Origin of the sequence: Prevotella sp. P2-180 (assembly GCF_002251435.1) — a bacterium.
Classification (GTDB): Bacteria; Bacteroidota; Bacteroidia; order Bacteroidales; family Bacteroidaceae; genus Prevotella.
The window spans coordinates 44,513-68,062 of the sequence record NZ_NPJI01000005.1; the positions used below are offsets into that span (position 1 = coordinate 44,513).

Below are 23,550 nucleotides of genomic sequence, written 5' to 3' on the forward strand. Positions count from 1 at the left end.
TAACAACAACAATATCATATATATAATAAGGTAATGAGAAGTAAGTCTTGTCTGCTAATATTGCTCGCCGCAATGCTGCTGCTCTCGTCGTGCTCTATCATCGACGAGGACAACTCCGACTGCGGATTGGACAACAAAATCGTATATCGCCTGAAACTCAGAACAAACATCCAAACCGAACTCGAAACACAGCTCGGCACGGAGGAGGAACGCCCCGTGGCACAAGCACTCAGCTCCTCACTCAGCGGTATATTCACTGACTGGGCACACGACATCTCTCTCTCATTCTATGACACCGACGACAAACTGTATAAAACGGAAAAGCATACGATGGATGCGTCGCAAGCCGAATACGTGGTGTATCTGCCAGAACGTGACTACCGTAATCTCGTTGTGGCAAATATAGCCGACGCTGAAAATATCCGCCCCCTCGATGACACCCATCCCGATGACATGAAGTTGCAGTATGACAACCTCACCGACACCCTCAACAGCCACACCACCGGTCTCTTCACCGCAAGACAGGTGATAGAGGTGTGCGGCTGCACCGAGACATATTACGTTGATCTGTATATGGCTAACAGCTGCGCCGCCCTTGTGGTGGATACCACGGGTGTGGATATACGCGGCATGAAGGTGTTCACCCAGGACTTAGCCACCTCCTTCGCCGTGGCTGACAGCACCTACGCCTTCACAGCCAATCCCGTGGTGCGCTCAACTGAGATACCTCTCCCCGGTCAGCACCGCACCTGCCATTATGCCGTGAGCTTCCCGTCGAGGAACAACACCGTAGCCACCGCTTCCGCCGTCAGTCAAGCCCCGGCAAGGGCAGATTCCCAGGCAGAGACCCTCTTCCGCATAAAGGCATACATAACCCTCCCCGACGGCTCTGTCACTGAGAACATCATCTCTGTGGAGCAACCCCTCCTCGCCGGTTATCTCAAGATAATAAAGATGAAGATGAAGCAGGACGGCTCCCTCACTCCCGAGAGTCACGACGTGGGAGTAAGCGTGACGCTGGACTGGAAGCAAGGGGGGACTTATGAGCCAGAGATATAGTCTGACTAAGTCAGAAATTAAAGAATTAAAAAATTAAAGAATTAAAGTTGGAAGCCTCACCCCCGGCCCCTCTCCAAGAGAGAGGGGAGATAATATGTCTCAAGGCTGAGTTAAATATTTATTTATGATGATTACTGATTTGAAAAACATATTATGGACTATAATGATGATAATGGCGGCTGCCTTCGTCACCTCTTGTTCGGATGACGACAGCCTTGCCTCCCGCGGTCTCGAAACCGTGGAGATGCCTATATCCATCTCTATCCCAGCCGAAGGCTTCGTCAATCCCACTGATGTGGGCATAGGCGATGAGGCTGTGACCCCGGCGTCAGCCACTACACGAGCCTTTGGCGACCCCGGCACATACGAGCAATTCCATCTCCCCCAATATATCTACCTCTTCCTATGCAACGAGAGCACCAACGGCACAAAGTCCGTCATATATCAGAAGATAGAAATCCCAGACAACGAACTCACCTCATCATGGGAAAAGACCGTCTCGGGCACCGACAGCATATACACCTATAAAGGCAATGTCAGCATCAATCTGCCGCTCAACAGGAGCAAGGGCAAAATTTATGCCGCCGCCTCATATAAACCGCTGCATACCACTAATGCCTCTTCTTCTATGCCGGAAGACGGGAAAAGCAATCATCTCTCCTTTAATTGTGCCAGCCCAAGCAAATTCGGCGGCTCAAATCCGCGAGAGTATATCAACGAATCAAAGACATATACTGATGACACTTACGGCACGGAGGATGCCGTGAAGAACATTATCTTCTCCAATATCACCCTGCGCAACAATATGCAGGATGTATATTCCACACCATATAACAAGACGGATGACAACGGTGATTATTACGGCACAATAACAGACTATGCCTCCAATGTGCCGAACATCAACATAGTGCTCTATCACGTGGCGACAAAAGTGGACGTGCAATGGAGCATTGACGAGGATTATCAGGGAACGGCAGACTGGGCTGTGCCTACGGAGAAGAGTAAAAGCCCCGGCGCCCCTTTGGATTCATGGGATGCCGCCACCTCAGGCGGCACCTATCTCCCCGCCCATAAGTTTTGGACAAAATACGAATGTGAGACAATGGTGAACAGCAAGAGCGAGAAGGACAAGCTCTTCTTCTCGCTTGTAGAGCTTCGCGACCTGCCCAAATACGGTTGTTTCCTCTTCCGTCCGTTGGAGACGGGATACAGCAGTTCTCTCAGTTCATACAAAATCCGTCTTATAGGGTCGGAGACCACTCCGCAATATACCGTGAAAGATGAGAACGGAAATGTTAAATCCGGCTCAGTTCCCGCTCATGACAATACGCCTTCAAGTCCTACGGGTGCATACGTGGCATCAGGAGGCTACAACACCTATTATTATCATCTTGACGAGAAGGACTACGGTATGAAATACCATGGCAGGGTAGTGGCATACGTCACGCCCAAGGTATATAATACGACAGCAGGCACCGAACCGGTTGCAGACAACTTCATCAAGATGCGCCTCCTGTGCAACAACTACACCACATCCACCCCGGACGGTTCGAGCATATACAACGAGGACCATGCCACCAAGGGATATAACACATACATCAGAATAGAAAAGCCTACGGGCGACAAGATATTCACCCCATGGATAAGGGTGTTCATAAATGTTGATACATCGCAAAAGGCGCAGAACGTGATGAAAATCACAGAAGAGCCGACAATGAATTGATTTGAAATGCAAGAAAATATGTTGAGTATTAGAAGGATATACACCATTATAGCAGCTATGCTGACCCTCTGCACCACAACCATGGCGCAGACAACATTCAGCGGTCCTGTACGATATGTCAGAATGTCGGGCAACTATGCCAACGACGGAACGTCGTGGACGGCAGCTAAGAACAACCTGCAGGATGCCATAGAGTCGCTTCACGACTATATGACCCGAAACGGCATCACGGAGGGACGAGTGTATGTGGCGAAGGGAACTTACCGACCCACCACTTCTACCCCCGGTGGCGACGGTGTGCTATACACTTCTTTTCTTATCTATGATGGCATAACGGTTTATGGGGGATTTAGTGCCGATAATCCCGAAGCAAACCCCGAAAAACGTATCGTCCTTGATGCCGACGGAACGAAAGAAAGGACAATCTCTGAAGCCAAAGGATTGAAGTGGCGAATGAAGAACATCACCATCCTTAGCGGCAATCATAGCTCTTCTTCCACCGACCCGATGAAGTGGAACTCGGCAAAGAACGAATACGACGAGTCGTTTACGGGCAACTCATATCATGTGGTATGGTTTGCCACCAACACCTCAATCCATTCCTCCGGTCTCGACACCAAAAAACGTGGCGTGGCTCTTGCCCATACCGCCGGTCTCGACGGCTTTACCATACGCGACGGCAATGCCTCCAACCGCACCGTGCCCGAGCAAACTGACGGCTCTCATGCTTATCACAACAGTTATGGCGGCGGAGTGTATATGGTGGGCAATACCGTGCTGCGCAACTGTATCATCCGCCAGAACTCATCGTCGCTGCGTGGCGGCGGTGTGTATATGGACGGCGGAGGACTGATGGAGCAATGCTATGTCACCCAGAACCAGTCGGGTGGAGTGGGTGTTACCGACGGTTATGGAGGCGGAGTGGCTTGCGACGATGGCGGCATAGTGCGCCATTGCCTTATCGAGAACAATGCCGCAAGATGTGGCGGCGGACTCTCCATAGCTTTCTCCTCGCAGCCTGCCAACGACAATGCGCGATATGCTTCATTCGCAACGGGATGCGTGGTGAACAACAACACATCATCGGCAGAGGCAGGAGGAGTGTTTATGAAGAATGGCGGTCTGCTCAACCACCTCACCATCACATGCAACAAATGTGTGGGAGCGGGAGTGGTGTATAACAACCGGCGCTACGGACGCAGTGGCGGACTCTATGTGGATGGAGGCGGTATGGTTACCAATTCCGTGATATGGGGCAACGAGGTGGCTGCCAACAACAATGTGCAGTATGCCACATACCGTGAGCATGCCTCTACACCAAAGGTGAAGCTCGACTTCGTGGCTCTCTCCAAATACAACTACGTCGATTGGAGCGGTACGGTGAAGCGCACCAACGGAGTGTATTCCTTGAATGAGGAAAACAGCAATACCTCTACTCCGGGATATTATCCTGACTTCACCGACGTTCCCGGCTCTGCTGGTGTGATTGACAATACTACTGCCACGGGGCGATGGAATCCCCGCGCCTCGTCATATCTGCGTCATCAGGGTATGCAGCTCAACGACTATCCCACATCTGGCGATTATGACACCAATGGCAATGACATCATTGGTGCACATATCACTGATGACATCTTAGGCAGTCAGTTTGCCCCCCGTTGCGTGCTTGGCGCCTTTGTGGCAAATAGCTTTAATGGTGCAAGTGCCCTGGTGGCAAGTATTGAGGACAATACCACTCAGATAAAAACAATATTTATCGACCCCACCACAGATGCCGTAGTGTCGCTTGCTAATGATGCGACGTTGGGAAGCTCTTGGGAGAATGCTTTCAGCAATATCAACGATGCCCTGGATTATGTGAAAACTCTTAATCTAACGGCAGACGGCCCCGTGCAGATTCTTGTCAAGCAGGGCACTGCCACAACGGCTGGAAATTCCTATCTGCCCCATATCCGCTCGTCGTATATCGACCTGCCGAGCCATGTGCGGCTGTATGGCGGTTTCGCCTCGTCGCTCACCGGCACTGGTGTCTCCAAGCGAAATCCCAAGGCTTATCCCACCCGCATCACTGCCAATATAACGGGCAGCGACTATGCCGAAAATGGTTGTCATATCATCACCGTGCGCCATGGAGCGACCGATGTCATTGTGGATGGATTGCAGCTCTACTTCGCCAATGCCCAGACGAGCAGTGTGCTGCCCACCCTCGCTTTGGAGGGAGGAGCGGGCATCGCCGTCATCAACAGTAATGCCGACCAGCAGATGACGGGCATCAAGATACGCAACTGTGTGGTAGCCAACTGCACTGCCTCGCAAGGCTCTGCCCTTTTCCTGCGCAACACTCCAGGAGCAGTGATGCAGGTGGATGTGGAGAACTGTATCTTCCATAACAATGCCGTCACCCGTGAGCAGGCAGCCACCGTTGAGGCTACAGGCAGCAACACCACGCTCACCCTCAATCACTGCCTCATACGTGGCAATGTGGGATATGGAGTGATGGCTACATACAATGCCAATATCAAGGTGAAGAACACAGCCCTGCATGCCAATATCGGCTATGGCTCATATACCTCAAGCAACAATCCCAAGATAACGGATTTGAAGGCTGATGCCTCTACTCCCGATTCCAAGGTTGTCACTTTCTATACGACATCAAACGGAAGTATAAGATTGGCAGAAGGAGCAACCAATGCCAACAATATGATGGACCTGGGAGTAACTTCTTTTAGCGATGTCGCCACCTCCAAGTTCTCCTATCACTCTTCCTATACCTCCACCTATCCCAAGTTCGTCAACCCCACGAGCAACATAGGAGTGAACAAGGAGGGCGACGTGACGATGTACGGAGGCGACCCGAACTGGATGCCTACGAACACCAATCCCATGGTGAATGCCGCCAACGAGACAGGCTCCTCAGCCACCGACCCCGGCTTTGGCAAGGACATAACAACAAATATCTACCGCAACTATGGCGGTGCAGCCGACATTGGTGCAGTGGAAAACCATAATGAAGTGGCAGAAGGCGACACTTCCAACGAAGACGTGGAAGGAGGCTATATGCCCCCATACGGCAAGGTGATTTTTGTGAGAGACTACCGTAATCCCGACGGAACGATAGACACGACAAGAGACGGTGACGGCTCATCATGGCAGAACGCCATCAACGGAAATCTCGAAATAGACAAATACAAGAACAACCATAGCTTCGGCGGAGTGGATGCCGAGTTGTATGAGGAAGGTTATCAGCTCACAGGTCTCCAGTGGGCAGTGGACGAGGCTTTTGCCCGCTCGTTGGAGAGAAATGATGATAATATTATCAAATACACAGAGATTCCAGATGTGACGCACTTCAATCCCGGAAGTCAAAGCACAGTCAATCCTAACCGTACAACTATAGATGTCTCAACTGTTGACAAGAGCAAGCGCGTTCAAGTCTGGATAGGCGAGGGTGAATACATCCGTCGCGAAGGCTTCTTCATGCGTGATGCAGTGGATGTATATGGCGGTTTTCCCGGCAAGGGAGGCGACCCTCAATCCCCTGGTATGAAAGAGCGTGTACCCAAGACCTCTATCCTTGAGACATTGACAGATGACGAGGTGACTGAGACAGGTGTTATTGGTACAGGAGCATGGGGGCCTCAGGTGGATGACTATAAAAACAATTTAGGTCTTTATAAGAATCAAATATCAAATTTTGAACCTGTTGATAGGACAAACTGGAGAATAAAGAGTTTTTCTTCAGAAGAGGTCAATGGAGAAGGCTCGAATGGTAGGGTAGAACAGGCTATTGATAATAGTACATCTACTTATTGGCATACAATAAAAAAAGGAACCAATCAACAGCACATAACATTGGATTTGTCGTCATCGCAAAGTTTTAATGCGGTGAAATTATATGCGAGAAATTATAAGATTAAGAATATTTTGATAGAGTATTGTGATCATTCCCCAGTCACTGATTATGACTTGTGGACGGATAACAAAAAACAATTCTCTTATACTATGTCAAACGAGAATCCATGCTATTGTTTTATGGGAGAGGCTGCTACAGCTCGTTATGTCAGAATCAATATCATAAATACTTATTCCAACAGCTATACCGATTTGAAGGAAATATATTTGGGAACAGGTACATCTTCTTCTGATTTTTCCCCTTTAGATAGAACTCAGTGGACTGTAGAGGAGTTTTCCACTGAAGAAACTAATGGTGAGGGTGCTACAGGAAGGGCTGCAGATGCAATTGACGGTAATGAAAATACTTTTTGGCATACAGCTTGGAAGGATGCATCTTTGCCTATTTTACCACAATACATCACTATTGATATGAGACAGGAGTATTCCATAAGTCAAATGAAATTAATAAGTAGAAACTATAAACCAAATTCAATAACGATTGATTATTCATCAGATTATTCTTCTTGGAATACTATATCAGGATTAACAGTTGATAATGAATTAGAGAGCCTTACAGACTTTGGTTCCACAATTAGTGCCAGATATATCAAACTAACAGTAAATTCTGTATATGGTGACGGAAAATTTTTTGACCCCAAAGATATACAGTTTGGAAACAACGGAATATTTGATAAAGGTGTTTCCGGTGGGTATACATACGATCTCAATGCATATCAGATGGCATACAAGACACAACGCGTGTTGACCCAGCCCTATCCTTATTTTAAAGGAAAAGGAAATATCAATGGTAGCACTCAAGGAAATAACCTGGAGTTTGATAACGACCCAATTAATCCATTCTGTGTCATTACCAGTTGGGATGGTTTTGTTATCCGCAACGGAAGAACCAAGATTACACATCAGCGTGACGGTGGAGCTGGAGTGGCTTTGCGTATCAATGGACGTTTGGCTAACTGTGTGATAACAAATAATATTCTGTCGTCAAAATCAAATACTCGTGGAGGTGGCATATTCCAAAATGGTGGAATAATTGAAAACTGTGAGATTGATGGTAATATATTAAATGGTGAAGGCGGTTCTGACAATAATGTCTTTGGTGGAGGACTTTATCAAAGAACTGGTACTGTATTCAACACTTCTGTCATTCATAATAAGATTACAGGTAACGGAACAACGCAAGGTACTGGCGTGTTCTTTGAGAATGGTAGATTCTATAATAATACAATTACGGCTAATGAAGGACCATTGACACTTTATTCTGGTAAGTGGTTCTCAAATGGTCGAATAGATGTGTATAACTCCATTATTTATAATAATACAACAAACGGTAGTAAAGAATTTGATTGTACTACAGGTGCAGGTAATATAACTCTGAAAAACTGTCTGTTTAAGAATAGCAATGCTCATAAGACTTTTGACAATTCCTATACTAATGTTGATGCTTCTTCATTTGTTTATATGGATGACAAGAATATGTCAGTCTCAGACCTCTTCAACGATCCGGTCAATGGTGACTATAGTCTGAAAGAAGGGGCTATTGCCATTAACATGGGAACGGACCAGTTAGGAAAGAATATGGAGGAAACCGCTGACATTGTGCTTCCTTCATACGATGCCCAATATGCCGACCGTATCCAAGACTGTACCGTGGATATCGGAGCATACGAGTTTAATGGTGCTTACAGCATCACTCCCGATGTATCGACAAGCGCGGACAAGGCGGTGTTCTATGTCACGCAGAACGGACGAGGCACAGGCTCGGCAGCCAATCCCGAAAATGCGGCTTGCTGGACTAAGTTGCAGAAGGTACTGGATGCTGCGGGAAGATATTTGGAGGATAATCCTTCGACAACGAGAAAGGTGATTGTGAAATTGGCGGGAGATGCACCGGATAAAGTTTCTAATCAGTATTCTGGCTTTGTATATCGCCCTCGCCGCTCCAACAAGGTGACGGCTTCGGGACAGGAGGTGAACACTCGCGACTATACTATCATCGTGCCTCATGGAGTGGAGGTATGGGGAGGATATAGCGACGACTACGAAAGTGCTGACAAAAACGGATTCTATACCAAGGTCTCTGAGGGCAACTATACCGACAATCGTGATGTACTGAAAAACCGCACCACTCTCAGCGGTGTATATCAGGCTGACGACCAGGATGTAAACGTATATAATGTGGTGACGTTCACCAATGATACATATACCGAAGAGGGAACACTCAAGACAACAGATGCTCTTACAAACATATCACCCCGTGCCGTGCTCGACGGACTATTCATAGAAGACGGTAATGCCGACGGCGAGAAGCAATCTACGGGACAAAGAACAGACACTCGTGTGGGTGGGGCTGCCATCGTCACGGGATATGCACATATACGCAACTGCGTGGTGCAGAACAACAAGGCTACGGATGCCGGGGGTGGACTGTATCTCGAAGAGGGCGCATTGGTGAGCGGAAGTATCGTGCAATATAACGAGGTAACCAAGGGTGACGGAGGAGGACTATACGTGGAAGAACCGGCATCGGCATCCTCTGAGAATGTCAACGCCGCAACCAACCCTGCCCGCATCTTCACGTCCGACATCATATATAACACGGCAAGCGGAGCGGGAGGAGGTATCTCGTTCACCACCGACGGCACGCCGAATGTCAGGGCAAACAGTGTGCTGTTCTGGCAGAACACGGGTAGCGAGCAGTCGAACGTCAACGGAATGGTGACACCCTCGGATGCAGGGAACACCAACCTTACCATCGATGACTATCCCATCTCCTTCTGCGCCACAGAGACTACTCGTGAACCGGGTATCAACAACATCGCAGTGCATACCGATTTGGATAAGGGTGTGCGCTTCGCCACAGAAACGTACAACCATGACTATACCGACAGCAAGGGAACGGCTTTCAAGAGAATGCATAATAGTTATGAGTTCTATAAGATAAAGAAATACAGTCTGTTGGCGCGTGGAGGTATGGAGTATAAGGACTACAATGACCTTATCCCAAAATACGCCCTTACCACCGAAGACCTCGCAAAGACAACGCGCACATTCGAGGGCAACGACTTCATTGACATCGGAGCGAGAGCCATCGGCGAACTGGTGCTGCCCAAGGCAACTGAAGATAACCTCATGACCCGAATCTTCGTGGTGAAGAACGAGGAAGACGTAGCCACAACATCCGTAGAGGTGATGCAGAACCAGGACAAAAGCACATACTATAAGCAGGAAGGCTCGTCGTTCGCCTATCCTATGCGCTATCTCGATGATGCCCTGCAATATGTGAGGGAGGCACGCAAGATAAAAGATGCGAATGGCAAATATACAAACACAGACAAGGAGTTTCAGATTATCCTCAGCGGCGGTACATATTATCCTATGCGAAACATCAAGGGAGAATATGTAAACAGCCGCGGACGTACATATCTCGTGCCTGAAGGCGTGACCATCGTGGGAGGTGTGGAAGTGAAGCAGACAAGCACAAGCGATGGAGAGTCGTATTATGGAAATATCGCTTCTGTTGGAAATCTTCCAGAAAGCAATGTTGCATCGACAACATTTACTCATGGCAATTCAACTGTCGTTATCTCCCATCCAGATATAAAGAGTATCATAAAAGGACGCAAGCTCTCCGACATCAACCACAACAACATTGCTGAACCGTGGGAGATGGCAGTGCAGACCATTCTGTCAGGACAGGTGGTGAATGGTAATTCCAACGAAAACGTATATCACGTTATTGCTTGTATTGCCGACGAGAATCATGTGGGAGGACTGCCAGAACCTAAGGTTATAACTGACTCAAATGCCGGCAAAGGCACTGTTCCATACGAGCTTGGTGTGCCTGTAATCATTGATGGTGTGGAGATCGAGGACGGCATGGCTATGGGATATGACGAGAAAGCCGTGAACAGTAAATCAACATACTATAAGGGGGGTGCCATCTGTGTCGAAGGCAACTGGACTACAGGTGATGTCTTAAGAACATATACGGATGGCAGCGGCAATGCTATCGAGAGGCCTGTAGGATATAGAAGCATACCTCTTGAGGTGCGCAACTGCAACTTCCGCAATAATGGCGGATGCCTTGGAGGTGCCATCTTCACCGACAGCGAACTGAAGGTGTTTGCCTGCAACTTCGTTCAGAACTATGCCAAGGTGGAAACTGACAAAGTCAACGGCACCAACGTGACATACGCAGGACGTGGCGGAGCCATCAACGCCAGCTACAACACCGTGATAGTAAACTCGCTGTTTGCAAACAACGAGGCTGACACAAACTATCCAAATGACGGAGGCGACCTGACAGGTTTGGGAGGTGCTGTGCTGCTCGGAGAGTATGCCTCGCTACACATGATAAACTGTGACGTGGTTCGCAACCTTGCTTACGGTTATCCTGCCGTTTATTGTTATTCAGCAAACAAGGGCGGAGACTCTACGAACCCCGACCTCGTGAAAAACAATCCGCATAAGATTGTCAACACCATATTCTGGGGCAATGAGGTGACGGGTGACAGCGGGATGGACAAGGTTGCCAACTTTGCCCAGGACTTAAATAGTAGTACCAAGAACGCCGAGATGCTGTGGTTCTGCGCTTACGAGGCAGGTAAGGGCAACGCCCCTGTAAACTCCAATAAAAACATAGATTACCGACTTCAGGATTATACGGGATTCGGAACTTTCATACCTTCGCTGTGGACTGGCAAATATAACTATCTCGATGCGGACAACACAACTATCAAAGAGTCAACAGAAGATAATCCCGACAAGGATTCAGGGACAGGTCTTAACCCCGTTACCTGCAACATCATCATCGACTCTGACAACGACGCCATCAACGGACCGAACTTCATCAACCCGTCATCAAAGGCAGGAAAGGCTGGATATTACACATCTGCCGACTGGATGATAGGACGTATCAACAACCTCGTGGATAATGGATGGACTTTCCTTCAGCAAGACCTGAAGGGTGATGACCCTAAGTTTGTCTATATTGACGATGAGGGAAATACCGTTAGTCAGAGCACCTCAGGGGCAAAGGCGGCGGGTGCCGGTATCTACCGCCGCACTGCTTACGACTATGACAATGTCAACACGGGTGAGACGGCTGTGCCTATAGGCAGTGACAAGTATATGACATACGCCGATGGTACGGGCAAGGCGATGCTGCGTATTTCCACTGACCCCAACCCTACTCACCACCAGACTTACATTGATCTCGGCGTGTATGAATACCAGCACGTGAAGCTCGACCCGTCGGTGGAGGACGGACATATCGACGTGTTATGGGTGACGCAACAGGAGAGAACCAGCGCCTCGGTGGCTGACGGTAAGACATGGGAGACGGCGACGAGCGACGTGCAGCGAGCTATTGAGACCTTGCTCGCATCGCGCAACGGACACGACAAGGAAATCCGTATGCTCGAAGGACGATACCAACCCGTATATACCATCAACGGCAATCTCGGTTTCACTATCACTACCGACATCTCCACGGGGGTAGTGCCGCCCGATTGGAATGGCTCGACATCCAAGGGTGTGAACTCCCTTACTATACGTGGAGGCTATAGTAAGGATGTGCAGGGATTGGAGAACATCCACGACTATCCAGTATATCTTTTTGCTTCAGAACGCTCAGGTGTGGATGGCAATCTGCTCGGACATGTGTTCGTGATAGGTGATGTAAGACAGAGGGAATCATCGGGTTCAGCCATGAGTGAAACTGGCAAAAATGTTACTACAGAAGTGAAGGATTATGTCGTGCCTGTATATCTCGACGGATTGACCTTCTGTAATATTAAGTCGGCACCGCATAAAGATATTGCCGGAAAAAGTTGCCCAGGCGGAGCCGCTGTGTTCTATAAGGATCAGAAGAAAGAGGATAATACCACGCTTGTTGGCAAATCATACGTTACGAATGATGGAGAGAAAGTCGGCAATAAAGGTATTGAATATACTCAATATCCAATCAGCGGCACAAAAACTGACAATCCTCTCTATAAGCTGACGATGAACCGCTGCGACTTCCGTGTCAATGGCTCTACATCAGAAGTGCCGGCAGTAACGATAGGCGAGGGTGGAGGTGAGGCTCTGATATATAACTCCGTATTCCATAGCAATACGGGTAGTCCGCTCATCGCCACAGATACCAAGGTGGTAAACTGCACTTTTGCCCTCAATGGCGGTGAGATAAAATTTTCAGATAAGCAAGGCAAATCGGAGATGCACAACTCTGTGCTTTGGTGCAATAATGGATATGAGAAAACTGCAGAATGGACAGGTCTGACCGCTACTGGAAGCATGTCGTATAATGCCATATCGTCTCTCAGTCCAGAATATGAAGTCAATAATAATGTGACCTTGTCATCTGACAACAACGACGTGCTCAAAGGCCCGAACTTCTTCAATCCGGCATTGACTGCTGCTGACAGTTGGGATAAGGCTTCGCGCGACTTCCGTGTCAATCCGAGTGCAAAGATTATCGGTAAGGCATCACCTAAGAAATATGTGGAACTCGTGAAGGACCTCACGGGAAGGTATCCTTATACTTCTGACGTGGCTATTTCGAATGCCAATGATGTCAACGACCCATATTATGTGGACTTGGTGAAGCAGGACTTCGACCTTGCCGCTAACACCCGCCATTACGGCTCTGCCGGTATGGAGCGAGGTGCTTATGAGTGTATCGCCACTCTGAGCCGTGTGCTCTATGTCAATCCCGAACGTGTGTCGTCAAGTGCCTACTACAATGGATTCTCATGGGAGAAGGCATATACCAAGGGCAATCTGCAGAAGGCCATCGATGCCGCTGCCGTTTATTCTAACGTACATAATGAGAAATCGTATGTCTTTGTAAAGGGTATGGCCACATCTACCGGTGAGACCATCACCATGCGCGACAACGTGACGCTTTATGGAAGTCTGCCGTCAACCACAGCCATCAATACGGGAGTTGAGGAGACGACAGATAAGAATGGAAACAAGTATTACGATAACGACAAGATAGAAGAATATATCAAGGCTATGGATGCCGACCGCGACGGTATGGCTTCTTCTTATTCCAAGCATACTATCGTGAATGGTGTAAAATCGGTGGAGTCTTTAACCTACTGTCTTTTCGACGGACTTGAGATAGGCAGCGGAGATAACAACTCTGCCAATGTCGCTACATCGCCCGTGGTGGATATACAGCAAGGCAATGTGGCTCTACGCAACTCCATCATTGCCAACAATGAGATTACTGCCACCGGTCAACCCCTCGTCAAGCTACAGTCGGGACTGCTCTACAACACGCTCATACGTGACAACACGATGCCATCAGCCTCCATCTCAGCCCTTGTCGATCTCGGCTCCGGCGGCTATATGCTCAACTGCACAGTCGTAGGAGGTGACTTGTCTCAAGAATCCCCCGCCTCAAACGACATTAATAATATAATGTATAAGGAGACAGACTCTACAATGCCTTTCGCTCCGTATTTCCGTCCTTCCACTACGGCTTATCATGGAGAAATACCTGAGGCGGATGTCAGCAACCGCAACCTTTGGTATCAGTTGCATGAGAGATCTTCCTATATCGAGGAAGGCAACAATGGCACGTCAAAAGTTGCCACGACAGGCAAATATGACGGCAAGAGCCATGTGTCAGACAACCTCAAGCAGTATGTTGATTATACCTCAGACCGTGACCTTCTCGGCAATCCCCGTTTCATTGGTTCCTATGTGGATAAAGGATGCTTTGAGACATGGTCAACGGGAACTATCAACTCGCCATTGGACATACATGCCAATACTCTTGCCACAAGCTATAAAGGACATTGTTATCCACATGAAGGCTCAGTGGTGTATCTCCAAAAAGGTGGTAATCTGATTTGTGATGTAAAGAGCGACAATTCACCATACTTTACCGACGCCAATCCCCTGCGCCCGGGCTACGTCCTTGCATCGGAGGGCGGCTCGCTCTATGGTCAGGGCAACACAATCCACCTCCGCTATGTGGCTGCCGAGAGAACCATTGAGGGACAATACTCCCTCTTCTCCCTGCCATTCGACATGAACTATAAGACTGGGGATGCTAACGTAATGCCTTTCGTCACCACCACCACCTACGATTCCAACAATAATGTTGCAGAGACAGCCATTGCACCATTCTATCGATATGAGTATGACGGTGAGGCACGAAGCCACTATAAGTACAGCTTTGAAGAGAGCAACTCTCCATGCTGGAAACAGCTCACTACAGCTACCCGAACAGCTAACGAGGGTATGCTCATCGACCGTGGCTCTACAGCTACAGAGCAAAAACTTCGCTTCACGGCATACGGAGCGACTGCCGCTGACTATCCTTATCGCGAGTCTGCCGACAAGGATTATGTCACCCTCACTCAATATGACGACCGCACATCAACCGACGGCGGCTCTGACTTCACTTCTGTATATAATATGGGATGGAATCTCAAGGGCATGCCATATCTCATCAGTAGGTATCCGATATACCAACAGATGGAAGATGGCTCGTATGCCATGAATGTGCCGCATGTCATATACACTATGAAACCCAATGGAAGCTATGTGACGAAGCAAATGTGGGCATCTTCTGATGATAACACACTCTCGCCCGGAGAAGCCTTCTTCACACAGACTGCAACCATCAACACAGAGGAGCATCTCCACTTTGCCCAGCTCTTCTATACCTCTTCTGCTTTTACTAACACGGCCAGCACCCGTTCCGCCCTCAACATCTCCTTGTCTTCCGCAGATGCAACAGGTGAGGATGCCTATAGGAGCACGGGAGTTTCACATGCGGCTGGCGCTGTCAGTCTGCTGCCGGTGGATAACAGCTCAGACGAGAACTCCTCCATGGTATATGCCATCAACCGCGATGGAGCGAAGTTCATGTCGATGAATCCCGCTATCCCCGACATAGCCGTATGCGGAGCAGGAGGCGAGATGATGTCTTTGTCTGGTGCTGCTCCTGTTGAAAAGGAAATTTCCTTGGCTACGAGGGTCGGCACGACAGGTCGTTACACCTTCTCGCTCGATAGGAGTGCTGGCGTTTCACCCGCCACCACCGAGGTATGGCTAAAGGACTATCAAACGGGCATTGTCACTAATCTCATGGAAGAGGCTTATACTGCCGAGATTACCGCAGGCGAGACTCCGGCATCCCCAGTACTTACTACCGGGCGTTTCTCATTGACCATCGGCGGTGTGCGTCCTGACATCGGTGAACGTGATGAAAACAGTGCCAGATGGACAATATCCATCAACCGTTGTCACGTAACAGTCTCTGGTCTCTCCACTGATTCCGATGTACTCTTCTACACCACAGACGGTGTCCTCCGTCATCGTGTCCCGTCGTTCCTCGGCACTTGCGAGGCAGAGCTTTCTCCTGGTGTATATGTAGTTAGGGCAGAGGGAAGCAACAAGGTCATCGGGCTTATGACCAGATGACAAGGTGTGCGTATGCCGGCCACATTAAACAAGGGGACGTTTACAACTTCCCTTCCTCGTGGTAGGAATAGTAGTGGCAGTCGGTAATGATGAGGTGGTTGAGGTGTTCAACCTAAATAGTTAAACTACATATTAATCCGTAAGGAACGTAGTTGGGACGGTTGTTCCATAACTGTTGAGACGGTCGTTTCATAACTGTTGAGACGACCGTTCCATAACTGTGGAACACTCGTGACCATAACTATGGAACGACCGTCCCACAAGCTATGGAACAGTCGTGATACAAGACTGTGGTACAGTCGTACCAGTAGTTTGGGAGTTTTCAAACAAATGTAGTTTACAAGTCTTATGAATATACAGAACAACCGATTGACAATGGTCAGGATAGACAAGAAGCAACAACGACGGGTGACAGACAAAATCGTCTGTCACCCGTCTGTCACCATGCTAAATATCTATATATCAGATAATTATATGAGTATGGTGACAGATGACAGATAAAAAATAAAATTATCACGTAAAGGACATCCCTCACCACTATTTTTCGTTCAAATTATCGAGAACGGATATGTGATGTTGATAAGAGAGACTTGATATACATACTCTTTAAGTTTCGCTTGTGCTCAACTCTAAGAAGTTAAGCACATGCTGCAAAATGAAAGCGAAACTTAAGTACTGAACTTTTGCAAGTGAATATATATCAACTTGCTTGTTTATAAATATAAATTTTATGTAGCATATGGGCAATAGGATTATTATCGATGAAATCTGTCAGCAACTCCGTTGCATCTATAGAGTAGCGCTCCGCAACTTGCAGAACGAAGTCCAAAATGAGAGCCCATATTTTGTCCGTAACGGACAATTCGAGAGTGTCATTGGTGACCTCGGCAAAGAGGCCGCCGATGGTTTCATACGCTTCAAATCTCTTCACCGAGCACAAGATGTTATACTGCATCATTGTCAAGGTGAGGCTGGCTATTTGAGCGGCAAAATGCACAGACTGACATTTACCAAGGTTCAGCAAGGTCTTACAGTCCTTGAAGAAATTATGTGAAGCTTCTCATAATGCATATTATGAGAAGTATTTATGACAAGTATTGTGCAGATAATGCAAGAAATTAACGAATTAACTTATTGGCAAGGCGACTCGCTTCTCATAACGATATGCTTCACATAAAAAGCTAATTGCAACTTTTGGTTCAGGGCGAATATTACTTCCGAAACTTACAGTTTGTAATTATTTGAGAATAGGTTTGTTGTGAGATTATAATATCAGTCTCTCAAACAGTTAATAGGAACGACATAAATGCCATCTTCACGCTGGTAGAGTGAACCGCGTGCAGTAAGCACCATCAGGAATGAGGGATGACGCTCAGAGCTTTTCTTAATAATCTTTTCCTTCAATAGCGTCAGTGATTTAACACCCTCATCGATTAGTTTGTCACCACCAAGTTTTATCTCAACAGCTCCCCATCTGCCATCTTCCAAATGAATTACGGCATCACACTCTAATCCTGCCTTGTCACGATAATGACGCACTTCACCACCATGGACACCTGCATAAACAGAAAGATCACGAACAGCAAGGTCTTCAAAGAAAAGACCGAAAGACTCAAGGTCGTTAATCAAATCTTCGGGAAAGATATTCAATGCACGGCAAGCTATAGATGTATCCACAAAATGGCGTGTAGGAGTGGAGCGAATAGATGTCTTTGAACGTATGTTTGGATTCCACGCTTCGATGTCAGATATAATATAAAGGTCTTGAAGGGCCTCGAGATAGTCATCAAAGGTTTTCGTGTCCATAGTACGTTCGTTCGACTGGCGCACGTCTTCAATAATCGTCTGCTTCGACACTTCAGAAGAAATATTTCGGGCGTAGCTGCGAAGTATCATCTTCAACACGTCAGGCCGTTTGTTACGGAAGTTCTCATTGTCACAGTCTTCAAATACAAAGAGGCTGTTGAAGTAGTTGCGTGTGACATCGAGTGAAACACTCTTGTCTGAAATGACAGATATTGGCCAACCACCCCTACAAGTGAGAAAAGCTACATCTTCAAGTGTGAAATCGGCGTTCTCGTCAAATACCTTCAGTGGTTTACCCTCAAACAGTTCATGTAGGGATACAATCCCCTTCGACTCTCCTGACTCAAAAAGTGACATCGGGCGCATTTTGACAGCTGTGATACGTCCTGCCCCAGAATGATGAATCTCACTTTTATCTACTGGCGTAGAACTGCCAGTCAATATGTATTTGCCGAATTCATAATCCTCGTCCAGGTCTTCCTTGACACAATTCCATATCTCGGGTACCGTTTGCCATTCATCTATCAGTCGTGGTCGCTCACCATTAAGTGCCAGCATGGGATTCAGTCTTGCCAACTTTATACGGCTGTTGGTATTGAGTTTAACAAAACTATTCTGAAACCTCATGCTGGTGGTTGTCTTTCCGCAAAACTTGGGGCCGACAACAAGCACTGCTCCTGCTGAACGCAATGCTCGCTCAATGTCTTTTTCTGCGTATCTACTGATGTATTCCATAATGATATAATTAGCAATTACAGGGGCAAAGTTACAAAAAATGAATCAAATTCCCAAGATTTGCAATAAAAAATTCCCAAGATTTGCAATAAAACATTTATTATTGACATTTTTTTCGTATCAATGTAATAAATTCACCCCCGAAATAACGCAGGTATCTGCGGTGAGGGATGAAAATGAAAGGACAAAGAAAAAGGGAGAAAAACTTGCGTCTCGCTCCCTATATATTAGTTGGTTTAAGTTTTGGAAGTGCTCAACCCTAAGAAGTTGAGGAAGTTGAGAAACTACCATATACGTGCTCTCCTACTAAATTGAAAGTCACTCGTCAATTTTTCCATTATCTGCATGGTATATACAAGCGAAAGTTCAAATAGTTATATTAGCGTCATTCCAAGTTCCTTACATTCCTTGCGCATGTCTTCGGGCCAGATGCTTGCCTGTATCTCGCCGATGTGACCCTTGTGGAGCAACACCATGCAAAGGCGGCTTTGGCCTATACCGCCGCCGATGCTGAGCGGCAGTTCGTCGTTCATCAGTTTCTTGTGGAAGTAGAGTCCAAGTCGCTCTTCCTTGCCTTCAATCTTCAGTTGACGAACCAGCGACTCCTTGTCGACACGGATACCCATTGACGAGAGCTCAAACGAGCGGCCGAGAACCGGATACCAGATAAGTATGTCGCCGTTGAGACCAACGGAGCCGTCTTCGGCCACTGTCGACCAGTCATCGTAGTCAGGGGCGCGTCCGTCGTGTTTCTTTCCGTCGCTGAGTTTTCCTCCAATACCAATTACAAACACGGCACCATATTTTTTGCAAATAGCGTCTTCGCGCTCCTTTGGAGTCTTGTCAGGATACATTTTCAGCAGTTCTTCGCTGTGTATGAATGTGATTTTGTTTGGAAGGAAAGGCTTCAGTTGCGGATAAGTCTCGCAGGTGAGATATTCGGTGCGCAGTATGGCAGCATAGATTCTTTCCACTACATTTTTCAGGAATGCGAGAGTGCGCTGTTCGCGTGTGATGACAGCCTCCCAGTCCCACTGGTCAACATAGAGTGAGTGTAGATTGTCGAGCTCTTCGTCAGCTCGTATGGCGTTCATGTCGGTATATATGCCATATCCAGGTTCAATCTTGTATTCCGCGAGCGACATCCTCTTCCATTTTGCGAGGGAGTGAACCACTTCGGCCTTAGCGTCGCCAAGGTCTTTGATAGGGAAGGTGACGGCACGTTCCACACCATTGAGGTCGTCGTTGATGCCAAGGCCCTGAAGCACAAACAATGGAGCTGTGACACGGCGAAGGCGCAGTTCGGTAGAGAGGTTTTGCTGGAAAAACTCCTTAATCTGTTTTATGCCATGCTCAGTCTGTTTCATGTCGAGCGCGGCCGTATAGACGATTGGTTTAATTATGTTGCCCATAATTTTATGTGTTATGTTTTTTTGTATAGTTAAGTTGGGATATGCTTTTTTTGCAAATCCGGCTGCAAAGTTACACATAATCTTTTAATATGCAAGCATAATTGTTGATTTTTTAATCAAAAAGTAATGTTTTTCTTCTTTTCGCCTCTCATTCTGCTACAATAAAGCCTATTTTCTGACCGCACGTGCCGTTGGTTTCATATGTTGCTCGACACATTATTAGGGACTTAACCTTTCAGTTGGCTGATATTTCTTCGGCAGCGTTGCGTCCGGCAATCTTTCCGTTCACCACAATGTCGCCAACGCCGTTGCCTCCAAGTCTGTTGGCCCCGTGAAGTCCTCCTGTCACCTCGCCTGCGGCATAGAGTCCTGGCACCACGGTGTTGTCTATTCGCAGCACGTGCATGTCCTTGTCAACCTTTATACCGCCCATGGTGTGGTGTATGGCTGGAGTAACGCACACGGAATAGTATGGAGGTACGTTAAGCGGGGCAGTCAGTGCGGTGGCGCTTCGTCCGAAGTCCTCGTCGCAGCCGTTTTGCTGCATCTTGGTATATCGGACCATGGTGGCGGTAAGCACATCTGTCGGCAATCCTGCCTTTTCGGCGAGTTCCTCAATGGTCTGAGCCTCCTTCAGCACACCCTGGTTGTAGTATGTCTCAATGGCTGCGAGCGATTTGCGCACTTGGTCGTCGAATATCAGAAACGCCATGTTGCCAGTCTGGCTTAGTATGGCATCAGACACTACGTCGCGCGTCTGCATCTCGTCCACAAACCTCTTTCCCCCGGCATTCACGAGTATGGCGCCATTGCCTCTAACAGCCTCAGTAATAAGAATATGGTTCACGTATTCAGCGGTGGGGTGAATTTGTATCTGCTCGAGCTGTATCATGCTTCCTCCTATGGCTTCAACCCATGAGAAGGCGTCGCCTGTGGCACCCTTGTGGTTGAGGGTTGGAAAGCCCTTCAGTTGTGGGCAGTATTTTGTAACCATTTCGATGTTTGCGCCGAAGCCTCCTGTGGCAATCACCACAGCCTTCGCTTTCAGCTGGTATGTGCTGCCGTCGCGGTTTTCCACCTTCACACCGCACACTCTCTCGCCTTCCATTATGAGTCCTGTGACCTTGTTGCTGGTGCGTATCTCCACATTTTCCGATTCCGAAGCCTCCTTTAGCACTTTCATCAGGTGAGGTCCTATGGCGGTGCCGCCTTGTGGGCGATGGGTGCGTTTCGCGCTGCTTCCACCCATGAGTCCTATGTCGCTGAGGTCAGCGCCGAGGCTTATTAGCCAGTCGATGGTGAGAGGACCATTGTCCACGAAGCTTCTCACGAGCACTGGGTCGTTGAGGTAGTGCCCGCCCTTCATGGTGTCGTCGAAGAAGAGGTCTTTGGAGTCTTCTATGCCGAGGTTTTTCTGTACGGATGTCTCTGCCGCGTTTATTCCTCCAGTGGAGTAGTTGGTGTTACCTCCCACGATGCCTTGTTTTTCAATCACTGTCACGTTGTAGCCTTTTGAGGCAGCTTCTACGGCGGCACATAGTCCGGCACCACCTGCTCCGATTACCACTATGTCGCAATATCCGTCGGCATATATCTTCTCCTCTTCGGTTTTTTCGCCTTTTGAAGTGGCAATGGCCATGTTTAGAGCGTCTATAACTCCAGTAGAGGTGAGTGTGGCACCTGTCACTCCGTCGGTGTCAAGCGAAAGGTAGTCGGTGCGCCCTATTGCATTGTCGAGCACTTCATTGAGCGCTGCTTGTGCAAATGACGATTCAGACTGGCTGATGACCTTTGCGTCGGTTATGGTGTTGTTAGTCACGGTGATGCGAACGAGAATAGTACCTCCCCGCCCTTCGCCTGTTCCTTCCCACACTCCGTCCCGCATGGTTGTACCAACAGTGTTGTCCCTCACTGTACATGCCGTGATTGCTATCAGCATAAGGATTGATGCAATAACAATCCACGTAGCGGATAATTTTGTCTTCATTATCAGTCTTATTAATATATAAATGTCTGTTTCTATGTTTCCACCAGCATCCAATTAGTTTTCGAGCGACTTACGGGCTATTGGGAATGTGAAGTAGGTGTTGGGGAAGGGCTCGTCCAAAAGCGTGAAGTGCCACCACTCGCAGTCGTAGGGCTTGAAACCGTGTGAGGTCATGGCCTTCTGGAGTATCATTCGGTTGTCGTATTGTTGTTGGGTGATAGGCTTGTAGGCGCCTATGGGTTGTCCGGGCTGTACGTCGGGGTGTGATGCCACGCCGAAGTAGTCGTAGGTACATCCCATGTCCACTTCCTTCTCTAATGTCATGTCGAAGAGTGTGAGGTCGATCGTGCTGCCACGAGTGTGTCCCGACTTCTCGGCAATGTATTCTTGAGGTACGAGCACCGACTTGTCAAGTTCGGGATAGAAATACTGCTTCATCAGTGTGTCTTCAACATTCTTTGCCCATTCCATGAAGTAGTCAACAGCTTTCTGCGGTCTGTAACCGTCGAATATCTTCAGTCGGTATCCTTGCTTAATGAGGTCGTCGCTAACTTTCTTAAGCGAGTCGGCGGCCTGGCGTGTGAGCATGGCTATCGGTTCCTCGTAGCCTGGTATGCGGCGACCGATGAAGTTATAGGTGCTGTAGTAGCGGATTTCGAGTATCACATCGGGCACTACATCTGTAAGCACCACAAACTGGGAGGCATCCTCTTCGGGAGCCTTTGTCTTTGTTTCCTCATTGCTTGAGCATGCTGTGATGCTGGCGCAAAAAATAAGCAGCATAGCAATCGCAGCTAAGTGTTTAATCATTCTCATGCTTATATAAATTTTATAGTCTTGTATATTTTCAGTGCAAAAATAGACATTTTTTTTTGAAACCTTCTAAATTTTAAACAGAAACACTCCCTACTTAACTTTTTTTTTATTATTGCCATTTCTCCCTTTCCGCTCATCTATTACTCAATTATTCCACTGCAAGTTGATTTGTAAGTAGTCATACTCTTTATATATAAAATAAGGTATAATACGAATAATAGTCTATTTTACACTTGTTATTTGTAAATAAACGTTAAAGAAATGCATTTTTCTCTTGAAATGTTTGGAGCGTATTGATTTTTGCCGTACCTTTGCACTCGCTTTTGAGAACAACGCTTCTCTTTAGCGACAGAAAAAGAGTTCTTTGAAAGATTTACATAACAGAGAAGTAGTAGTACAAGAAGCAATTGAGAAATCAATTGGGTAAACGAACCGTCAATTGTATGATTGATAAAGGTTTCTTTAGACTTGATATTATAATGGCGTCCTGAAAACAGTCAGACAATGGTCTCCCTTCCGTCACTTTTTTTAGAGTGCGGTAAGGTGATCTAAAAATATTATTTACAATGTAGAGTTTGATCCTGGCTCAGGATGAACGCTAGCTACAGGCTTAACACATGCAAGTCGCGGGGCAGCATGAATTTAGCTTG

At 47.5% G+C, this 23,550-nt stretch carries 9 protein-coding genes; 5 read left to right on the plus strand and 4 right to left on the minus strand.

The features are described from left to right. Nucleotides 1-33: 33 nt before the first annotated feature. The 5 genes from CIK98_RS00820 (at nt 34) to CIK98_RS17500 (ending at nt 17,198) form a co-directional block, all read left to right on the plus strand. The gene (locus CIK98_RS00820) at nt 34-1,059 is read left to right on the plus strand and encodes a FimB/Mfa2 family fimbrial subunit (protein WP_141210344.1); all 1,026 of its coding nucleotides are present in this window, start codon (nt 34-36) and stop codon (nt 1,057-1,059) included. A 139-nt stretch (nt 1,060-1,198) separates the two neighbouring features. Continuing rightward, a complete protein-coding gene (locus tag CIK98_RS00825; RefSeq protein ID WP_141210345.1) occupies nt 1,199-2,782 on the plus strand; it encodes a hypothetical protein in 1,584 nt (527 codons plus the stop codon). 18 nt (nt 2,783-2,800) lie between these two features. After that, nucleotides 2,801-16,144: a discoidin domain-containing protein gene (locus CIK98_RS00830; RefSeq protein WP_172409760.1), complete on the plus strand. Its 13,344-nt coding sequence runs from the start codon at nt 2,801-2,803 to the stop codon at nt 16,142-16,144. 348 nt (nt 16,145-16,492) lie between these two features. Beyond that, on the plus strand, nt 16,493-16,645 hold the full coding sequence (locus CIK98_RS17840; protein WP_172409761.1) for a hypothetical protein: 153 nt from the start codon (nt 16,493-16,495) through the stop codon (nt 16,643-16,645). A 238-nt stretch (nt 16,646-16,883) separates the two neighbouring features. Further along, nucleotides 16,884-17,198 (plus strand): hypothetical protein, encoded by a 315-nt coding sequence (locus tag CIK98_RS17500; protein WP_141210346.1) that lies wholly within the window; start codon nt 16,884-16,886, stop codon nt 17,196-17,198. A 218-nt stretch (nt 17,199-17,416) separates the two neighbouring features. Here CIK98_RS17500 and CIK98_RS00840 read toward each other — a convergent pair whose 3' ends face one another. From CIK98_RS00840 to CIK98_RS00855, 4 genes are all read right to left on the minus strand, one after another. Beyond that, nucleotides 17,417-18,685 carry an ATP-binding protein gene (locus tag CIK98_RS00840; protein ID WP_094382408.1) on the minus strand — a complete coding sequence of 423 codons (1,269 nt, stop codon included), beginning with the start codon at nt 18,683-18,685 and terminating at the stop codon, nt 17,417-17,419. Nucleotides 18,686-19,059: 374 nt separating this feature from the next. After that, nucleotides 19,060-20,097, minus strand: coding sequence for an aspartate--ammonia ligase (gene asnA / locus CIK98_RS00845; protein ID WP_094382411.1), 1,038 nt, complete (start codon nt 20,095-20,097; stop codon nt 19,060-19,062). Between the two features lie 235 nt (nt 20,098-20,332). After that, on the minus strand, nt 20,333-22,084 hold the full coding sequence (locus CIK98_RS00850; RefSeq protein ID WP_094382412.1) for a flavocytochrome c: 1,752 nt from the start codon (nt 22,082-22,084) through the stop codon (nt 20,333-20,335). Between the two features lie 54 nt (nt 22,085-22,138). After that, on the minus strand, nt 22,139-22,894 hold the full coding sequence (locus CIK98_RS00855) for a M15 family metallopeptidase (RefSeq protein WP_094382413.1): 756 nt from the start codon (nt 22,892-22,894) through the stop codon (nt 22,139-22,141). Between the last annotated feature and the right edge of the window lie 656 nt (nt 22,895-23,550).

Excerpts from the sequence above, each read along its gene's own strand:
- CIK98_RS00820 (WP_141210344.1), top strand. The coding sequence starts at position 34 with ATGAGAAGTAAGTCTTGTCTGCTAATATTGCTCGCCGCAATGCTGCTG.
- CIK98_RS00830 (WP_172409760.1), top strand. The coding sequence starts at position 2,801 with ATGTTGAGTATTAGAAGGATATACACCATTATAGCAGCTATGCTGACC.
- CIK98_RS17840 (WP_172409761.1), top strand. The coding sequence starts at position 16,493 with ATGAATATACAGAACAACCGATTGACAATGGTCAGGATAGACAAGAAG.
- CIK98_RS17500 (WP_141210346.1), top strand. The coding sequence starts at position 16,884 with ATGGGCAATAGGATTATTATCGATGAAATCTGTCAGCAACTCCGTTGC.
- CIK98_RS00840 (WP_094382408.1), bottom strand. The coding sequence starts at position 18,685 with ATGGAATACATCAGTAGATACGCAGAAAAAGACATTGAGCGAGCATTG.
- asnA (WP_094382411.1), bottom strand. The coding sequence starts at position 20,097 with ATGGGCAACATAATTAAACCAATCGTCTATACGGCCGCGCTCGACATG.
- CIK98_RS00850 (WP_094382412.1), bottom strand. The coding sequence starts at position 22,084 with ATGAAGACAAAATTATCCGCTACGTGGATTGTTATTGCATCAATCCTT.
- CIK98_RS00855 (WP_094382413.1), bottom strand. The coding sequence starts at position 22,894 with ATGATTAAACACTTAGCTGCGATTGCTATGCTGCTTATTTTTTGCGCC.